The organism is Microbacterium daqui, from assembly GCF_050408675.1.
GTDB lineage: Bacteria > Actinomycetota > Actinomycetes > Actinomycetales > Microbacteriaceae > Microbacterium.
Window position 1 is genome coordinate 89,977 of record NZ_JBNTKF010000005.1, and the last position, 17,159, is coordinate 107,135.

Sequence of the window (17,159 nt, forward strand, 5' to 3'; positions counted from 1 at the left end):
CAGTTCTCACCAGTTTACGACCGCCCACATGCTCGAATTGCCATGTGACGACTCGGAGCAGACGTACCCTCGCGCCGCAACTAGCCCAGCGGCGTGGGGTCTGGTTCCGGAAGCACGGCTTCTTTCTTCTTGCCGCCCATCGCGGCCAGCCAACACCCGAGCAGCACGATCGGCGCGCCGATCAGGAGCTCAACACCGAGATGCTCACTGAGAATAATCACGCCGGCGACGAGCGCCACGATCGGGTTTATGTAGGTGAACAGCGGCGCGTTGACGGGGCCGACCTCTTTGATGAGCGCAAAAAAGAGGATGAACGCTATGGCCGTGCAAATGACACCCAATAGCACCAGGGAGATCGTCGCTTCCGTCGTTGGCACCTCATGCTGCGTCATGAAAGCGATCGGGAGATACGCGATGCCGATCATGAGCAACGACAGCGTAATGGAGCCGAGGGATGGCACCTCGTTGAGTTTGCGCGCAACGATGAACGGCGCGATTGCGTACATCACGGCAACGAGGAGCACCTCGCCGGCAGCAAGTAACCAGTCACCACCACCGGAAACGCCGAGACCAGGAACCAGCACAATGACGGCAACACCAATGAACCCGAGCACAAGCCCAGCAACGCGGGTTGGTCTCAACGCGCCGCGCTCGCCACTCAACAGCGCGATGATGGTCGCCCACAGGGGCACAGTCGCCACGAGCAACCCGGTGAGACCGGACGGCAGACTCTGTTCAGCGTGACCGAGCAGGAAGAACGGGCCTGCCATTTCGACGAGGCCGAATGCGAGTACCCATTTCCAGTGCTTGAGGGCGACGCGAAGTGCCCCACTGCGAATCGCGAACGGCAACAGGATGGCCGCTCCGATGAGGGTGCGACCGGCGACAATTGCGCCAGGCGAGTAGGAATCGACGGCGATTTTGATCAGGAGGTACGGAATACCCCAGATCGCGGCCATCGCGAAGAAAAGCAGCCACCCACGTTTCGTGAACGACCGAGACATGTCAGATCGCTGACCGGCGGCCCTCGAACGCGCGGCCGAGAGTCACCTCATCGGCGTATTCGAGGTCGCCACCAACGGGAAGACCCGAGGCGAGACGTGTGACCTGAATGTTCATGGAGTTGAGGAGGCGGCTGAGATACGTCGCCGTCGCTTCACCCTCGAGGTTGGGGTTGGTCGCGAGGATGACCTCTTGCACGACGCCGTCGGCCAGACGCCCCATGAGCTCGGTGATGCGCAGGTCATTTGGCCCGCGGTTCGCGATCGGGCTGATGGCACCGCCGAGCACGTGGTAGAGCCCCCGGAACTCGCGCGTGCGCTCAATCGCGGCGACATCCTTGGCATCTTCGACGACACAAATGATGGTCTGGTTGCGGCGAGCGTCGCGACAAATGGCGCACCGGTCTTGTTCGGAGACGTTTCCGCAGATGTCGCAGAATCGCACGCGGTGACGCACTTCGGCGAGCAGTTCTGCGAGGCGGGACACGTCAAACGATGGCGTCTGCAGAATGTGGAACGTGATGCGTTGCGCCGACTTCGGGCCGACGCCGGGGAGACGCCCAAACTCGTCAATCAGTTCTTGAACAATGCCGTCGTACATCAGTTAAACCTCGTCGGTGGGTTGTACGTATCTTCGCGCACAAAGGTCGCGCCGAGAACCTGGCGCACGACTGCTTCGCCATACCGTTGTGCGCCGCCGGTCATGAGCGGGCGCGAGCGCACGGTGGGTGCCGGACCACGCTGTTGAATCGCTTCGTCGTCGTCATCGCCATCCGGGTCATCGGGCTCGAGCGGCGATTGATCGCCGTCATGGGGCGGGGCGACAGGGCGGGAGAGTGCGTCTTCCGGCTCATCATCGACGGCCAGCGGCGCGGATGCTCCGCCCGGGATCGCAACCACGGCCCACTCTGTGACCGGTGCGGCGGGCGCTACCGCTGGGGCGACGCCCCTAGCTGGTGCGGCAACCGGTGCCGACTGGCGTAGTTGCGACATCGGCTGCGGCGCCTGCGGACGGCGCCAACCGTCGTCTGGCGGCAGTGACTCCGGGTCGTACGGGGGTTCGTCGTCGTGCCAGCCGTCAGCCGATGGAGAAGGCTCCGATGGCGACTCACGCGGCGGGTGCTGTGGCGCGAAGGCGCTCTCGTGCTTGGCAATGTACTTCACCCGCACTCCGAGCACATCGACAATCACCTGGCGCAGGTCTTCGCTGACACCGGCGCCGGCCTTCAGCTCCTTGAACTTCGCGAGGTCGGGGTGATTCACGAACGCGAGCGTCAGCACGTCGTTGTCGAAGTGCATGATGCGCGCGTTTGCCACCACCATCCAGGCGTGGCGGCTCTTCGTCTGCAGGTCGTTCAGAATCTGGGGCCAGGCGGCCTCGATCGCAGCCCGCGAGACAGGACCAGCCGGAACCACGGGTGCGGCGGGAGCAGCCTCCGGCTCTGCGAGTGGAGCGGGCTCGGCGATCGGCGCTGGCGTCGGCTCAGGCACAGCCACCTGCTCGGGCTCGGGCTCAGGAATCGGCTCCGACTCAGCAACCGGCTCTGGCTCTGGTATCGATTCCGGCGCAGCCTCGGGTGCTGCCGCGACCGGCTCAGCTGCACGCACAGGTTCCGGCTCTGGCGAAGCGACGGGCTCCGCCGGAATGGGCGCCGTGGGTGCTACCTCCGCGGGAGCTACTGGCGTCGCCGCAGGGGCCACAGCCACTACCGGTGCCGCCGCTGCTGGCGCGGCCGTTGCCGGGACAGCCGGCGCAGCGGCTGCTGCTGGCGCGGCAGCTGGCGCTGCCGCTGGCTGGCCAGTGACCGCGCGGTGGCGGGCATCGGCCGAGAGCACACGAGCCACCAACAGTTCCAGGTGCAGGCGCGGCGAGGTCGCGCCAGACATGTCGTCCAGCGCCTTACTCACGACATCTGCCGTCTGCGACAGCCGGATGGTTCCGTATGCCATCGCCTGCTGCGTCATGCGTGCCATCTCGTCTTCGGCAACGCCGCGCAGCACGGAGCTCGCTTCAGCACCGGTCGCCGAAATAATGATGAGGTCGCGCAGGCGCTCGAGCAGGTCGTCAACGAAACGACGCGGGTCTTGCCCCGTTTGGATGACACGGTCGACGGCAGAGAAAGCCATCGAGGCATCCCCCGTCGAGAAGGCGTTGATGACGTCATCGAGCAGTGCCGTGTGCGTGTAGCCGAGCAGCGCAACAGCACGCTCGTACTCAACCGTGTTGTTCTCGGAGCCGGCAATGAGCTGGTCGAGCAACGACAGCGTGTCACGCGGCGAGCCGCCACCGGCACGCACGACGAGCGGGAGAACGCCAGGGTTGACTGTCACGCCCTCTTGCGCGCACAGCTCTTCGACGTACTCGAGCATCGCAGCGGGCGGAACCAGACGGAACGGATAGTGGTGCGTGCGCGAACGGATTGTGCCGAGCACCTTTTCAGGCTCGGTCGTCGCGAAGATGAACTTGACGTGCGGCGGCGGCTCTTCAACGAGCTTGAGCAGCGCGTTGAAGCCCTGCTGCGTCACCATGTGCGCCTCATCAAGGATGAAGATCTTGTAGCGGTCGCGAGCCGGCGCGAACACCGCACGTTCGCGTAGGTCGCGGGCATCGTCGACACCGTTGTGGCTGGCGGCGTCAATCTCCACGACGTCAAGGGATCCGCTGCCGCCGCGCGCGAGTTCAACACAGCTGTCGCACACACCGCACGGGGTGTCGGTGGGCCCTTCGGCGCAGTTCAAACAGCGCGCGAGAATGCGCGCAGACGTGGTCTTGCCACAGCCACGCGGACCAGAAAACAGGTAGGCGTGGCCAACCCGGTCAGCCCGCAGAGCAGTCATCAGCGGGTCGGTCACTTGGGACTGACCGATCATCTCTGCGAACGTCTCGGGACGGTAGCGGCGGTATAGAGCGGTGGTCACCAAACCAGCCTACGGGGTGGCACCGACATCGGCCGCGCCGGTTCCACAATCACCCGGTATATAGAGTCGTCGGCGTGTGGTGATGACCCTCGTCGTTGATCGCGTCCATCAACGTGATCGGCGTAGTTGAGGTCGGTACCGATACCGAAATAAGCGAGCCATCTTCTAGTCGCTGGTCTTCGAGTTCGCGTACCGACGGGCGACCAGCCCGATCGGGGCCCTGGCCGTCGAGCGGAACCACGACGTGGCCACCAGCGGGCGCGACGTAGCGCTCACCGCGCACGTGGAAGACCACGTCTCCGCCTTCGCGAACCGTTGCCGTCAACGTTTCAGCGGTGATGACGATGTCGAGCGTGCTCTGCGCCCAGCGCAACGGGAAGCGCAATTCCGGCCACGTGGCCGGCAATCGCGGGTCAAACGTCAGCGCACCACGGTGATCCCGCATGCCGCCGAAACCGCTCACCAGCGCGAGCCAGATACCGCCAGCCGAAGCGACGTGCACGCCATCCGAAGCGTTGTGGTGCAGGTCGGCCAGGTCGACGAAAAGGGCGTCGGTGAAGTACTCCATCGCCAGGTCGCGGTAGCCCACCTCGGCCGCCAATATCGACTGCACAACGGCCGACAGCGTCGAGTCTCCGGTCGTGAGCGGGTCGTAGTAGTCGAAGTCAGCGTGCTTCTGCTCGGGCGTGAACTGATCGCCCTGCAGAAAGAGCCCCAACACGACGTCGGCCTGCTTGAGAACCTGGAACCGGTAGATCACGAGGGGGTGGAAGTGCAGGAGCAGCGGGCGCTTGTCGGCGGGCGTGTTCTCGAGGTCCCACACCTCCTTTTCCAAGAAGGCAGAGTCTTGCGGGTGAATACCCAGCGCGTCAGAGTAGGGAATCGACAGGGCATCGGCAGCCACATCCCACGCATCAGCTTCGGTGGGGTCAAGCTTCAGCCGATCAGCCATGCGCGCGTACGCATCGGGATCCGCTGCCGCGAGCGCGCGCACGCTCTCGGCGGCATAGCGCAGGTTGAAGCGGGCCATGATGTTGGTGAACAGGTTGTCATTGACGACCGTGGTGTACTCGTCGGGCCCGGTCACGCCATGAATGTGGAAGGAGTCGTGACCGTTGAAGGAGCGCCAGAACCCGAGCGTCGCCCACAGACGTGCCGTCTCCACGGCAATGTCGATGCCCTCGTTAAAGAGGAAGTCGGTGTCACCCGATGCCCGCACATACTTTGCCAGCGCATACGTCACGTCAGCGTTGATGTGGTACTGCGCGGTGCCCGCGGCGTAGTACGCCGAGGCCTCTTCACCGTTGATCGTGCGCCACGGAAACAGTGCTCCTGCCTCGTTAAGTTGACGCGCACGCTTGCGCGCCGACGGCAGCATGAGCGAGCGCATTCGCAATGCGTTGCGGGCCCACATCGGTGAGGTGTACGCCATAAACGGCAACACGTAGACCTCGGTGTCCCAGAAGTAGTGGCCGGAGTAGCCGCTACCGCTCACGCCCTTCGCCGCAATGCCCTGAGAGTCGGCGCGTGCCGCCGCCTGCGCAAGCTGCAACAGGTTCCACCTCACGGCCTGCTGCAGTGCATCTTCGCCGACAATCTGTACGTCGGAGCGCTCCCAAAACGCGTTCATCCACACGGCCTGGGCGCGGAAGACGGCGTCGGCACCCGACTCCATCGCGCGGCGCAGGGTGCGACGCGCACGGTCGATGAGTTCGCGCGTAGGAACCGACCGCGACGAGTGATATGACAAGAATTTTGTGACCGTCGTCGCCACGCCTGCCTTAGCGTCGACGTGAAAAACGACCTTGGCGGCGTCGCCCTCGGCGAATCCGTCGGTGGCGTCGACGACGTTGTCGGTTTCAACGACGTGGTCAGCCACGACTGCGAGGGTCATGCCGGAGCGCGCGACGCGGTACGAGAGCGACAGCTGCGTGCCGTTGCGGTGGTGTTCTTGCGGCAACAGAATGCGCTCCGCGAAACGCTCCGCCTTGCGCGGGTCAAACGACGCGGTGCCGTGTCCGGAGGGCTTGGCACCATAAACGTCGCCGCCGTCCTGTCGATTAACGACCTGACTGCTGATCACGACCGAGGCGTCATCGTCGAGCACGGTTACGCTGATCTGCTCGAGGGCGAGGTGGCGCTCGTCAAACGACACGAGGCGATCCATGTCGATGACGACGTTCTTGCCCGAGGGGGTGCGCCACAAAATGTGCCGGTGGAGCACGCCCTCGCGCATGTCGAGCGAGCGCTCGTATTCGCGCATTTCGGCAACGTCAAGGGTCAGCGGCTCGTCATCGACGTAGACACGCATGATCTTGCCGTCGGGGGCATTGATGATCGTTTGGCCGACCTCGGCGAAACCGTATGCCTGCTCTGCGTGGCGAATCTCAAACGTCTCGTGGAAGCCGTTGATGAAGGTTCCGTGTTCGTGCGCGTGTCGCCCCTCGGGGTGGTTGCCGCGCATCCCCAGGTATCCGTTGCCGATGGCAAACATCGTTTCGGTGACACCTTCGTCAGCACCCGAGTACCGGGTCTCTACGAGGCGCCACGGGTCGACCGGAAAACGGTCGCGATCCATCATCATGCTGGGTGATTCCTTGTCGAGTGAAGCGGAACAAATTCTGCGAGATCAGAGACAACGATTGTCGCGCCGTGGTTGAGGAGTGCTTCGGCACCAGCGCCGCGGTCGACACCGACGACGAGGGCCATCCCGGCGGCCGCCGCCGAGGCGACGCCGCTGTGCGCGTCTTCAAACGCGGCAATGCGATCGGGCGCGATACCCAGGTCGTGCGCGCCGCGCGCAAACATGTCGGCCGCGGGCTTCGACGCCAGGTTGTCGTTCTCGGCCACGATGCCGTCGACAATCGTCACGAAACGGTTCGCGATGCCGGCAGCCGCCAGCACATCGCGGGCGTTCTTCGAACTCGACACCACGCCGAGCGGGTAGCCCTGAAGCTCATCAAGCAGCGCAAGCGAGCCCGGGTAGGGCTTGATGCCCTGTTCGTTCAGAACGCGAGTGAACACTTCGTTCTTGCGATTGCCAATGCCACAAATCGTGTCTGCGGTCAGCGGGTCGCTGGGATGCCCCCACGGCACTTCAACATCACGCGAACGCAACAGCGATGCGACACCGTCGTAGCGCTTCTTGCCGTCGACATAGCGAAAGTAATCGTCGTCGGTATACGGCGGCGCAATATCCCAGTCGGCAAACAGCTCATCGAACATGGCTTGCCACGCACGCATGTGTACTTCGGCGGTCGGCGTCAGCACCCCGTCGAGGTCAAACAAAAAGGCGTCGAATGACGTGAGATCGGGCAACGTAGACACGGCACCTCCGAATCGTTGTGGGACGATCCAGCGTAACCGTGTGGAACGTTCCAGGTCACTCAGGAAGTGGCTTGGAGCGTCTGTCGCGCAATCTCGAGTTCTTCGTTGGTCGGAACCACGAGTACGGTCACCGGGGAATCGTCCGTCGAGATGACGCGAATGCCGGGAGCACGCTCGTTGTTGCGCTTCTCATCGATGATGATGCCGGCCCATTCCATGTTCGCGAGCGCTTCGGCGCGCACGGGTGCCGCGTTCTCACCAACACCGGCCGTGAACGAAATCACGTCCACGCCGCCGAGCTGTGCGAGGTACGAGCCGACGTAGGCACGCAGGCGATGAACATAGACGTCGAATGCGAGGGTTGAGATCTCTTCGCCCGCCGCGCGGCCAGCCAGCACATCGCGCATATCGGCCTTGCCGGTCATACCCAGCAGACCACTCTTCTTGTTGAGCAGGTGGTCGAGGTCGTCAATCGACATCTCATGGCGACGGTGTAGCTGAAACAGCACGGCCGGGTCGATATCGCCCGAACGTGTCCCCATCACGAGACCCTCGAGGGGCGTGAAACCCATCGACGTGTCGATCGAGACGCCACCCTTAACCGCACACATCGACGCACCGTTGCCGAGGTGCAGCACGATCTGCTTGAGCTCGGCGTTGTCACGCCCCACGTACTCAGCCGCAGCCCGCGACACGAACTTGTGGCTGGTTCCGTGGAATCCGTACTTACGAATGCGGTGCCGACGCGCAATCTCGGTGTCGATCGCGTAGGTGTAAGCCGACGGCGAGAGCGTCTGGTGGAACGCGGTGTCGAACACGGCGACGTGCGGGACAGAACCAAAGGCCTTGCGAGCCGCGACGATACCGGCGAGCGCGCCCGGGTTGTGCAGTGGCGCAAGCATCGACAGGTCGTCAATGTTGATCTCAACGAGCGGCGAAATGACGGTCGGCTCGAAGAAGCGGGCGCCACCGTGCACAACGCGGTGGCCGACAGCGATCGGCGGAAACTCGCTGAGCGACGGGCCATCGATAGCGAACGCGTCGAGCATGGCCTGGAAGCCCGCGGTGTGGTTGGGGATCGGCTGCTGACGCTCAATCGTCTGCTTGTCGATCGTGGGAGCCGCCTCCCCCGGTTCCGCACCAAAGTATTTCGTGTGGGTCGTGGTTCCGAGCCCCTCACCAATGCGCTCGACGAGGCCGGCGGCCAAAACGCGCTCGGTGTTCATGTCGAGCAGCTGGTACTTGAACGAGCTGGATCCGCTGTTGACGACGAGTACGGTACTCACGTTTTGTCCTTAACCCTGTGCCTGAATGGCGGTGATCGCGACGGTGTTGACGATGTCGGCGACGAGGGCGCCGCGCGACAGGTCGTTGATCGGCTTGTTGAGGCCCTGCAGCACCGGGCCGATCGCGAGAGCGCCAGCCGAGCGCTGCACAGCCTTGTACGTGTTGTTACCGGTGTTGAGATCGGGGAACACGAAGACCGTGGCCTGACCGGCAACGGGCGAGCCCGGCATCTTCTTCGCGGCGACCACAGCATCGGTGGCAGCGTCGTACTGAATCGGGCCTTCGACGAGCAGTTCGGGTGCCCGCTCGCGTACCAGGACGGTGGCCTCGCGTACCTTGTCGACGTCGGCTCCGGAACCAGAGTCTCCGGTTGAGTAGGAGAGCATCGCGACGCGGGGGCTGATACCGAATTGGCTCGCCGTGGCCGCCGAAGAGACGGCAATGTCGGCGAGCTGGTCGCTCGTCGGGTCGGGAATGACGGCGCAGTCACCGTAGACGAGAACGCGGTCAGCGAGCGCCATCAGGAACACGCTCGAGACGACCGAGGTCTGCGGCTTGGTCTTGATGATTTCGAAGGCCGGGCGAATCGTGTGGGCGGTCGTGTGTGCCGCACCCGACACCATGCCGTCAGCCAATCCCAAGTGCACCATCATGGTTCCGAAGTATGAAACATCGGTGACGGTGTCGGCGGCCTGCTCGAGTGTGACGCCCTTGTGTGCGCGCAATTGGGCGTATTCCGCGGCGAACTTCGCGACATATTCGGGGTCGAACGGGCTCACGATGTGAGCGCCGTCGAGCGAGATACCAAGCTCGGTCGCGCGGGTGGTGATCGCGTCAACGTCGCCGAGGATCGTGAGGTCGGCCATGTTGCGGGCCAGCACGGTGGATGCTGCGCGCAGCACGCGGTCGTCGTTGCCCTCGGGCAACACGATGCGCTTGCGGTCGGCTCGCGCGCGCTCCACGAGCGCGTACTCGAACATGAGGGGCGTCACGACGTGGGGCTTAGCGAGGCCGACGGCTGCGGCGAGCGCGTCTTCGTCGACGTGTTCGGTGAACATCGCGATGGCGGTGTCGTAACGGCGCTGGGCTTCAAGCTCCATGCGGCCGCGGGCGTTCATCACGCGCACGGCGGTGTCGAACGTGCCGAGGTCGGTCGTGATGATCGGCAGCGGCGACGAGAGGCCTTCGAGCAGGCGGGTGACTTCAGCGGGAAGTTCGAACGGGCCATTAAGAATCACGGCGCTCATAGTCGGGAAAGTGCCCGACTCGTGCGCGAGGAGCGTGGCCAGCAGCACGTCGGTGCGGTCGGCGGCGATCACGACGACAGCGTCAGGCGTCAGGCGTGGGAGCACGTTGACCATCGACATACCGGCGACGACGACGCTGAGAACCTCGCGGGTCAGTAGCTCCTGGTCGCCGCGGATGAGCGCGCCGTCAACGGCACGAATAACGTCGCGCACCGAGGGTGCCACGAGCGTGCGGTCTTCAGGAATGGCCCAGACCGGAACGCTGCGGCCGAGATCAGTCTCAATGGTCCGCGCCACGGCACCGGTGATCTCGGCGAGGGCGTCGGGGTCGGCACGGTTCACGATCACGCCGAGGAGATCGGCGCGATCAGAGGTGAGCTCGGTGACGGCCAGATCTGCTGCCTGCGCAACCTGCAGCGCACTCCGCGCCGTCGTGGTTCCGAGTCGTTCTGCCTGCGCCTGCTGGTCGCGGCCACCGAGCACCAGCAGCACGGGGGCACCGAGGTTAGCGGCGATGCGGGCGTTGAAGCTCAGCTCGGCCGGGCTCGACACATCGGTGTAGTCGCTACCGAGAATGACAACGGCATCGCACTGCGCTTCGACAGCCTTGAAACGCGCGATGATCGTCGCAAGCGCAGCCTCGGGGTTCGCACGCACGTCGTCGTACGTGGTGCCGATGCAGTCGTCGTAGCTGAGGTCTGCACCGTCGTGAGCGAGCAGCATCTCCAGCACATAGTCGGGCTCAGTCGTCGAGCGGGCAATGGCGCGGAACACTCCCACCCGGGGAGCCGATCGAGCCAGCGTGCGAAGAACGCCGAGTGCGATCGTCGATTTTCCGGAGTGTCCTTCGGCCGATGAGATGTAAATGCTCTGAGCCACGCTCTAACCCTACGCTTGCGGCGGTGAGGCGAACTGCATAAAAAGAAAGGGCGCCGAAGCGCCCAGGAGTCTCCGAAGAGTCGCCTCGAAAAAATTAAGACCCTCCGCGCACCCGGCAGAGCCTGGTTACCCTTGCTACGTTTCCGTCCTGGGGGAGTTGGCCTGGATACCGCCGCGCGGAGAGCTACGTCTATCTTACAGGCTTCTGACAGTGCTCTTGTCCGCACCCTCGGTTTGCGTGTTCGCGCTAGCATCGAGCAAACGAAGACGTTGAACCGATGGGTGGCCGGATGCAAGACTCTGAAGCACGCGAACTTTTAACCCCCGAGGAGTTCCGCGCGCTCACGGCGGCGATCACCGATTCGGTTGGCACCGTCATCGACGGCAAACCCGGCGCGCTCAGCGCGGCGCTCGTGTGTTTGTTGGCCGAGGGACACCTGCTGATCGAAGATGTTCCGGGCGTCGGCAAGACGATGCTCGCGCGCGCTCTCGCCTCGTCGATGGACGCGGTCGTGCGACGAATTCAATTCACGCCCGATTTGCTCCCCGGCGATGTGACGGGCGTGTCGGTGTTTAATCCGGTTTCGCGAGAGTTCGAGTTCAAGCCCGGCGCCGTGTTTGCCAACATCGTGATCGCGGACGAGATCAACCGCGCTTCACCGAAGACGCAGTCGGCGCTTCTCGAAGCGATGGAAGAGCACCAGGTTACCGTCGACGGTGAGACACACCAGTTGCCTGCGCCCTTACTCGTCGTTGCGACGCAGAACCCGCTGGAGATGGAGGGCACCTACGCGCTGCCCGAAGCCCAGCGCGACCGCTTCATGATGCGCCTGTCGATGGGGTATCCCGACGCGAACGCCGAAATGGCGATGCTGCGTCAGCGCGACGTGCGCAACCCGCTCGAGGGCATTAAGGCGGTTGTGGATGCCGCGACGGTGCGACGCCTCATTTGGTTCGCACGCAACATTCACGTCTCCCCCGTCATTGAGTCGTACGCCGTGCAACTCATTCAGGCGACCCGCACACACCCTGAGGTGCGCCTCGGCGCGAGCCCGCGCGCCACCCTGCAACTCGTGCGTGCTGCGAAAGTGTGGGCGGCTCTGAACGATCGTGCTTTTGTCATTCCTGATGACATCACCGACCTGTTGGAGCCGGTACTTGCTCACCGCCTGATTCCGACGCGCGCGGTCTCGGGTGCCCGCTCCCGCTCGACGACCGATGCGGTTGCCGAAATTCTGTCGTCGATCGCACGCACGACGCCGGTTCCCATCGCCACCAAGAGCTGACATGCAAACCCGGCTGGCGCTCACGTTTCGCGGATGGTGCGTGCTCATCATTGGCGCAATCACGGTGTGGGGCGCGACGCTTATCGCGCTCCCCGATCTCGCCTACATCGGGTGCATTTTCCTCGCCATTCTCGCCGCGGCGGCAGCCTGGCAGGTTATCGGTCGCAAGGCCGGCGACCTCAGCCGCAGCGTGTCGACCGAAATACTCGCCGTCGGCCATGACTCCTCGATCGAAGTTCAGTTTCGCGCCCAGGCACTCATGCCGACCCCCGTTGGCCAGTGCACCGACACGTTGCCAAAGGCCCTGCGGGGCGACACCACCGGCACCCTTCCCTCGATCGGCTCGACCCTGCGCCGCGGCGTGCAGACGCTCACGGTGCGGTACCCGGTGACCGGCGTGCAGCGCGGCGCACATAAGGTCGGTCCGCTGCGCGTGACCATCAGCGACCCGCTGGGCTTGGTGCGTCGGCACACGTCTCTCGGCGAACCGACGCCCGTCACGATTGCCCCTGCCCTGGTTCCGCTCGCCGCTCTCCCCATCTCCGCCGGAGAATCAGGCGGATCCCTCCACTCCAGCACGTCGCACCTCGGTGAGGGTGCCGACAACTTGATCGCCCGCCCGTATGCGCCGGGCGACTCGATGCGCCGCATTCACTGGCGTGCGACCGCGCACCGCGACCAGCTCATGGTGCGGCAGGAGGAGAAAGAATCGACTCCGCGCGCGATCGTCATTCTTGACCGGGCGGTCACGCGTTGGTTGCCGCAGGCGGGCCAGTCGGAGGCGAAAGACCCCGCCTTTGAGACGATGCTGTCGATGTGCGTCTCGGTCGCCGCACGCCTCATGTTTGAGGGGTACCTCGTTCACATTTGTGACCAAGATGGCACCGAACTGTGCGACCCGCTCGCCGATGACGTTGATATTCCGGGCATGCTGGGCGCATTCGCGACGCTCACGACACACGGCGCTGACCGATGGGATCAGCTGCGCACGCTCGCCCCCGAAGGGGGTGCCGGGCCCGTCGTACTCCTCACCCGTGGCGTGACGGTCGATGAGGCAGCGGCGATCGCCCCGTTGGCGCACTCCTCCACCTTTGCGGTGTTGTTCGCCGCCGACGCCGATGAGCACGCGCTCGACGAGTGCCACCACGCTGGCTGGCGCACGAGCGCTGTCGCGACGGCGGCGGTCGATAAGCGTGACGACGCCGTGATCGCGTCATGGCTGACGGCTCTGGAACAGGGGGCGTCGCGTGTCGATTAGTGAAGCGGAACCACGGGTTGCTGCGGCGGCGCTACCGCCACGGGATGCGGGCGCCGGAACCAGTGGTGCGGGTGTTCGTGCGGGTGCTGGCTTTGGTGTTGCGCCGCGACGCTCGAAGCGGTCGACCCCTGACCTCCTGCTGAGCTTGCTGGCCGCTGCCCTCCTCGGTGCCGGAATCTTCACGCTGCTTGGTCCGATCGTGATCGGCAGCTGGCTCTTCCTGTCGCTCGTCGTGATCATCGTGATGTTTGGCGCGGGGTATCTGCTGCGACGCCTGCGTGTTCCGCTCGCCGTGGTTCCGTTCGCGCAGCTCATCGTTCTGACCGGCACCCTGACATTTTTGCTGTTGCCGGTGACGTCGTTGTTCGGCGTTATTCCGACCGAGCGCACGCTCGAAGCGGTGCAGTGGCTGGCACCGCAGGCCGTGAACGACATCGTGTTTGGCGTGGCCCCGATGTCCGCGTCGGAGGCGCTCACGTTTGCGCTGGTCACGGCCGCCGGCCTGTTAGCGATCGTGCTCGACGTTCTCATCGTGAGTTCGCGCTTGCCGATTCTGGGTGGCGTGATCGTGCTGATTATCGGTCTCATTCCGCCGCTGATTGTTCCGGGCCCGGTCAATCTGAACGCGCTCATCCTCACCGTCGTGCTGATGTTTGTGACGACGCGACGCGTCACTGCCCTCGCGGAGCGGCGCATTTCACCGCGTGCTGAGCGTGGTGGCCCGGCGGCTTCGGCTGCGATCATGGTGGTTGCCGCGCTCGTGTTGGGTGGTGCCGTCGCACCGTTGATCGGAGGGCCCCGCTCGCAGATCATTCAGGGCTTTGGTCCGGCGCTCAGCATTTCGCCGTCGCTCAAACTGGGCGATGATCTGCGCCAGCCGCGCGAGACCGACGTCCTCACGATCTCGAGCGATCGTACTTCTCCCGCCTACCTGCGCATTTCGACGCTGAGCGACTTCAACGGCAAGACGTGGGTGGCTGACCCGACGAGTGCGATCGGGTCTCTCGCGACGCTGTCTGCCACGCCAACGGTCGAGGTCGCCTCAGACATGCGAGTGACGGAATATACGTCGTCGATCGAAGTCAAGAACCTCCAGCTCGACTGGCTGCCGCTGCCCTACCCCGCTGTCGAAATCTCCGGTTTGACCGGCGAATGGCAGGCAGGTGCCGAATCGCGCACGGTGCACAGCGACGGCGAAGGTACGACCGCCGGCAGCCAGACCTACACCGTCGTGAGCCGTGAGGTCAGGCCATCGTCCGAGCAGATTCGTGCTGCCGCCACCGGTGCCGCCCGTTTTCCTGATCTCGCCCAGGTACCCCCGGGGACGCCCGACGTTCTGAGCGAGATGGCCGCGCAACTCACGGCAGAAGCCACCAACGACTATGACCGCCTCGTCGCGCTGCAGTCGTGGTTCCGCTCCTCAGAGTTTGAGTACTCGCTTGATGCTCCCGTCGAAGACGGATTCGACGGTGACAGCATGGCGGCCATCGACCGTTTTCTCGAGGTGCGCGCCGGATACTGCGCACACTTTGCCGCCGCGTTCACGCTGATGGCGCGGTCGCTGGATATGCCGGCGCGCATTGTGGTTGGGTTCTTGCCCGGTGAATCGACGAACGATCTCGATGACGAAAACCAGCGCATTTATAAGGTGACGTCGAGTCAGCTGCACGCATGGCCCGAGGTTTATTTTGAGGGCATCGGGTGGGTCCCTTTCGAACCGACAAAGTCGCTGGGGTCACCGACGTCGTTTGCCGCGAGCCAGCCCGTTGACGCTGGCGGCACCGAAGTGGGCGCGACGGCGGCCCCGACCGAGGCTCCCGTTCTTCCAGATGAGACGGTGGCGCCGACAGTCGCGCCGACCGGCAATGCGTCGTCTGGCACGACAACGGCCCCCTTCCCGTGGCTGCCGGTACTCGTGATCGCCGCGATTGTGGTGCTCGTGCTGTTGGTTCCGGCTGGCGTGCGGGCGCTGTTGCGATCGGCGCGATCCGGGGAGATTCGTGCCGGATCGGCGGCCGCAGCTTGGCGCGAAGTTGTTGCAACGGCGTCGGACTACGGCATCGCGCCATCGGCAACAACGTCGGCACGCGAGACTGGCGCCCTGTTGGTTGAGCGCGGTGCCCCTGATGAGGCCGTCGCGTTGCTGGTGGCCGCCATCGAGCGGGCCTCCTACGGTGCCGGAACCACGTGGCAAGCAGACAACGGAGCTGACATGCTGGCGGCGGTACGAGACGTGCGTGGCGGACTCCGCGCACGCGCCGACACCGCTCATCGCGTCATCGCGTTCTGGTTCCCGATGTCACTCGTGTCGATTCCGCTGGTGAACGTGGCAGCGCGTGGCGACCGTGCGGCCGCTGCTCCTGCGTCTGGCGCCCAGGGGTCTGATCGGGTTGTGCCGCGGTGATTTTCAGCGCGCGTCGAATCTGTCGCTCAGCATTGGCCGATGTGGTTCGCCGCACCCTCCGCGACAGGGTAGGCTAGTCGAGGCTTACGCCAAGGAGAATTCGCCTAGTGGCCTATGGCGCACGCTTGGAAAGCGTGTTGGGTGTTAAAGCCCTCGGGGGTTCGAATCCCCCATTCTCCGCCAAATGTCTAACGCGTCGCCCCGCAGGGGGTGGCGCGTTAGACATTTATTGGGCAGCGTGGATTCGAACCTTGGTTGGGCCCTGCGGCCAGAGGCTCCGCGCACCGCACCCCATGGTTCCGCACCCCCTGGTTCCGCTCTCCTCCGTCACGACAGGGGGAAAATACCGCGACAGGAGGTGATTTTTCGCCCTTCCGTCCTCATCTCACGACGATTACCTCCCCTCGTGACATCAGCGCCCCCTGGCGATCTCCGCGCCCTGAAGCCCGTAGAAAACGTCGAAACCGCCGTAAGATCTCGGCCATTGTTTACGGGCTTCGCAATGTTTTGCGGGTTTCGCGACGTTGAGTCTGCGCCTGCCCCCTCCCGCGTGGCGGGGTTGTGTGACAAGATCGACGCCCAAGGCCAGGTTCAACGGTGAGGAGAACGCATGAGCGAAATGAAGATGCCAGCGGCAGTGCAGCGCATGATCGATGCCATTAACGACGGCGATAGCGATGCGTTCGTGGCTGCTTTTACGGCAGACGGAACCATTGATGACTGGGGCCGGGTGCTTTCGGGGGAGCAGGGCTTGCGTCAGTGGGCTCGCACCGATGCGATTGGCGCGAATGCCACGATGACCGTGATCACCGCGGTCACGCACGGTTCGACGACGCGTGTGCGATTCGGGTGGAGCAGCGAAGTGTTCAACGGCGAATCGTCGGGTGTTTTTGAGGTTGATGGCAATCGCCTCGCCAGCTTCACGATTCTCTCTGGCGACGCCGAACCTGCTGAATAGGTTTTAGCCTGCCTCACCGAACGGGCTCTTGCGCGTCGAAACGATGCGTGCGCCCAGCGGCATGAGCGAGACCGGAATCATTTTGAAGTCGGCGATGCCCATCGGGATTCCGATGATCGTGAGGCACAGCGCAATGCCCGAAAGGACGTGCGCAAGCGCGAGCCACCAGCCGGCCAAGATGAGCCAGATGATGTTGCCGAGAAGTGACGCGATGCCGGCGTTTTGCTTCGGAATGACCGTGCGTCCGAACGGCCAGATGGCGAACCGGGCGATGCGGAATGACGCGATGCCCCACGGAATGCCAATGATCGTGATCGACAGCAGGACTCCGGCGAGCATGTAGCCGAGGAACAGAATCCAGCCGGACAACACCAGCCAGATGATGTTGAGAATGAAACGGATCATGCGGCTATCGTTGCACGGCTTCGCCATTTTCGAGAACGTGAGACCCGTTAGTGACGCCAACATGAACAGGTGGTGACACAGACAGCGGCGGTCGGTCATGGGAGAGCTTGACCGACCGCCACTGAGGGGGTGCTATTACGAATACTGGCTACTGCGGCCGCGCGCGACCAAGAACGCGGCGGCCAGGA

Annotated in this window: 12 protein-coding genes, 1 tRNA gene and 1 other RNA gene; 5 read left to right on the top strand and 9 right to left on the bottom strand. The window is 64.1% G+C overall.

Translation table 11 applies throughout. The features are described 5' to 3' along the window. Nucleotides 1-80 precede the first annotated feature (80 nt). From ACQUSY_RS04885 to ffs, 8 genes are all read right to left on the bottom strand, one after another. Nucleotides 81-1,004: a DMT family transporter gene (locus ACQUSY_RS04885; protein ID WP_428903388.1), complete on the bottom strand. Its 924-nt coding sequence runs from the start codon at nt 1,002-1,004 to the stop codon at nt 81-83. A gap of 1 nt (nt 1,005) precedes the next feature. Next, nucleotides 1,006-1,602, bottom strand: coding sequence for a recombination mediator RecR (gene recR, locus ACQUSY_RS04890; protein ID WP_428903389.1), 597 nt, complete (start codon nt 1,600-1,602; stop codon nt 1,006-1,008). Then, nucleotides 1,602-3,920, bottom strand: a complete 2,319-nt coding sequence (locus tag ACQUSY_RS04895; protein ID WP_428903390.1) for a DNA polymerase III subunit gamma and tau — start codon at nt 3,918-3,920, stop codon at nt 1,602-1,604. The genes recR and ACQUSY_RS04895 overlap by 1 nt, the downstream gene beginning before the upstream one ends. 49 nt (nt 3,921-3,969) lie before the next feature. Then, nucleotides 3,970-6,501, bottom strand: coding sequence for a glycoside hydrolase family 65 protein (locus tag ACQUSY_RS04900; RefSeq protein ID WP_428903464.1), 2,532 nt, complete (start codon nt 6,499-6,501; stop codon nt 3,970-3,972). Further along, the gene (locus ACQUSY_RS04905) at nt 6,501-7,247 is read right to left on the bottom strand and encodes an HAD family hydrolase (protein ID WP_428903391.1); all 747 of its coding nucleotides are present in this window, start codon (nt 7,245-7,247) and stop codon (nt 6,501-6,503) included. Before ACQUSY_RS04905 ends, ACQUSY_RS04900 begins: the two co-directional genes overlap by 1 nt. A 59-nt stretch (nt 7,248-7,306) precedes the next feature. After that, nucleotides 7,307-8,533 (bottom strand): acetate/propionate family kinase, encoded by a 1,227-nt coding sequence (locus ACQUSY_RS04910; protein WP_428903392.1) that lies wholly within the window; start codon nt 8,531-8,533, stop codon nt 7,307-7,309. 9 nt (nt 8,534-8,542) lie between these two features. Continuing rightward, nucleotides 8,543-10,660, bottom strand: a complete 2,118-nt coding sequence (gene pta, locus ACQUSY_RS04915) for a phosphate acetyltransferase (protein ID WP_428903393.1) — start codon at nt 10,658-10,660, stop codon at nt 8,543-8,545. A 92-nt stretch (nt 10,661-10,752) separates the two neighbouring features. After that, nucleotides 10,753-10,849: signal recognition particle sRNA small type (gene ffs, locus ACQUSY_RS04920), an RNA gene on the bottom strand. A 101-nt stretch (nt 10,850-10,950) separates the two neighbouring features. On the opposite strand from ffs, the gene ACQUSY_RS04925 reads away from it, so the two are divergent. The 5 genes from ACQUSY_RS04925 (at nt 10,951) to ACQUSY_RS04945 (ending at nt 16,566) form a co-directional block, all read left to right on the top strand. Continuing rightward, the gene (locus tag ACQUSY_RS04925; RefSeq protein WP_428903394.1) at nt 10,951-11,946 is read left to right on the top strand and encodes an AAA family ATPase; all 996 of its coding nucleotides are present in this window, start codon (nt 10,951-10,953) and stop codon (nt 11,944-11,946) included. Nucleotide 11,947: 1 nt separating this feature from the next. Continuing rightward, nucleotides 11,948-13,204, top strand: coding sequence for a DUF58 domain-containing protein (locus ACQUSY_RS04930; RefSeq protein WP_428903395.1), 1,257 nt, complete (start codon nt 11,948-11,950; stop codon nt 13,202-13,204). Then, nucleotides 13,194-15,608 carry a transglutaminase TgpA family protein gene (locus ACQUSY_RS04935; protein ID WP_428903396.1) on the top strand — a complete coding sequence of 805 codons (2,415 nt, stop codon included), beginning with the start codon at nt 13,194-13,196 and terminating at the stop codon, nt 15,606-15,608. Before ACQUSY_RS04930 ends, ACQUSY_RS04935 begins: the two co-directional genes overlap by 11 nt. A 93-nt stretch (nt 15,609-15,701) precedes the next feature. Next, nucleotides 15,702-15,791 (top strand) — tRNA-Ser (locus ACQUSY_RS04940). A gap of 427 nt (nt 15,792-16,218) precedes the next feature. Next, nucleotides 16,219-16,566, top strand: a complete 348-nt coding sequence (locus tag ACQUSY_RS04945) for a nuclear transport factor 2 family protein (RefSeq protein ID WP_428903397.1) — start codon at nt 16,219-16,221, stop codon at nt 16,564-16,566. Nucleotides 16,567-16,569: 3 nt separating this feature from the next. On the opposite strand, the gene ACQUSY_RS04950 is transcribed toward ACQUSY_RS04945, so the two are convergent. Next, nucleotides 16,570-16,968, bottom strand: coding sequence for a YccF domain-containing protein (locus ACQUSY_RS04950; protein ID WP_428903465.1), 399 nt, complete (start codon nt 16,966-16,968; stop codon nt 16,570-16,572). Nucleotides 16,969-17,159 lie beyond the last annotated feature (191 nt).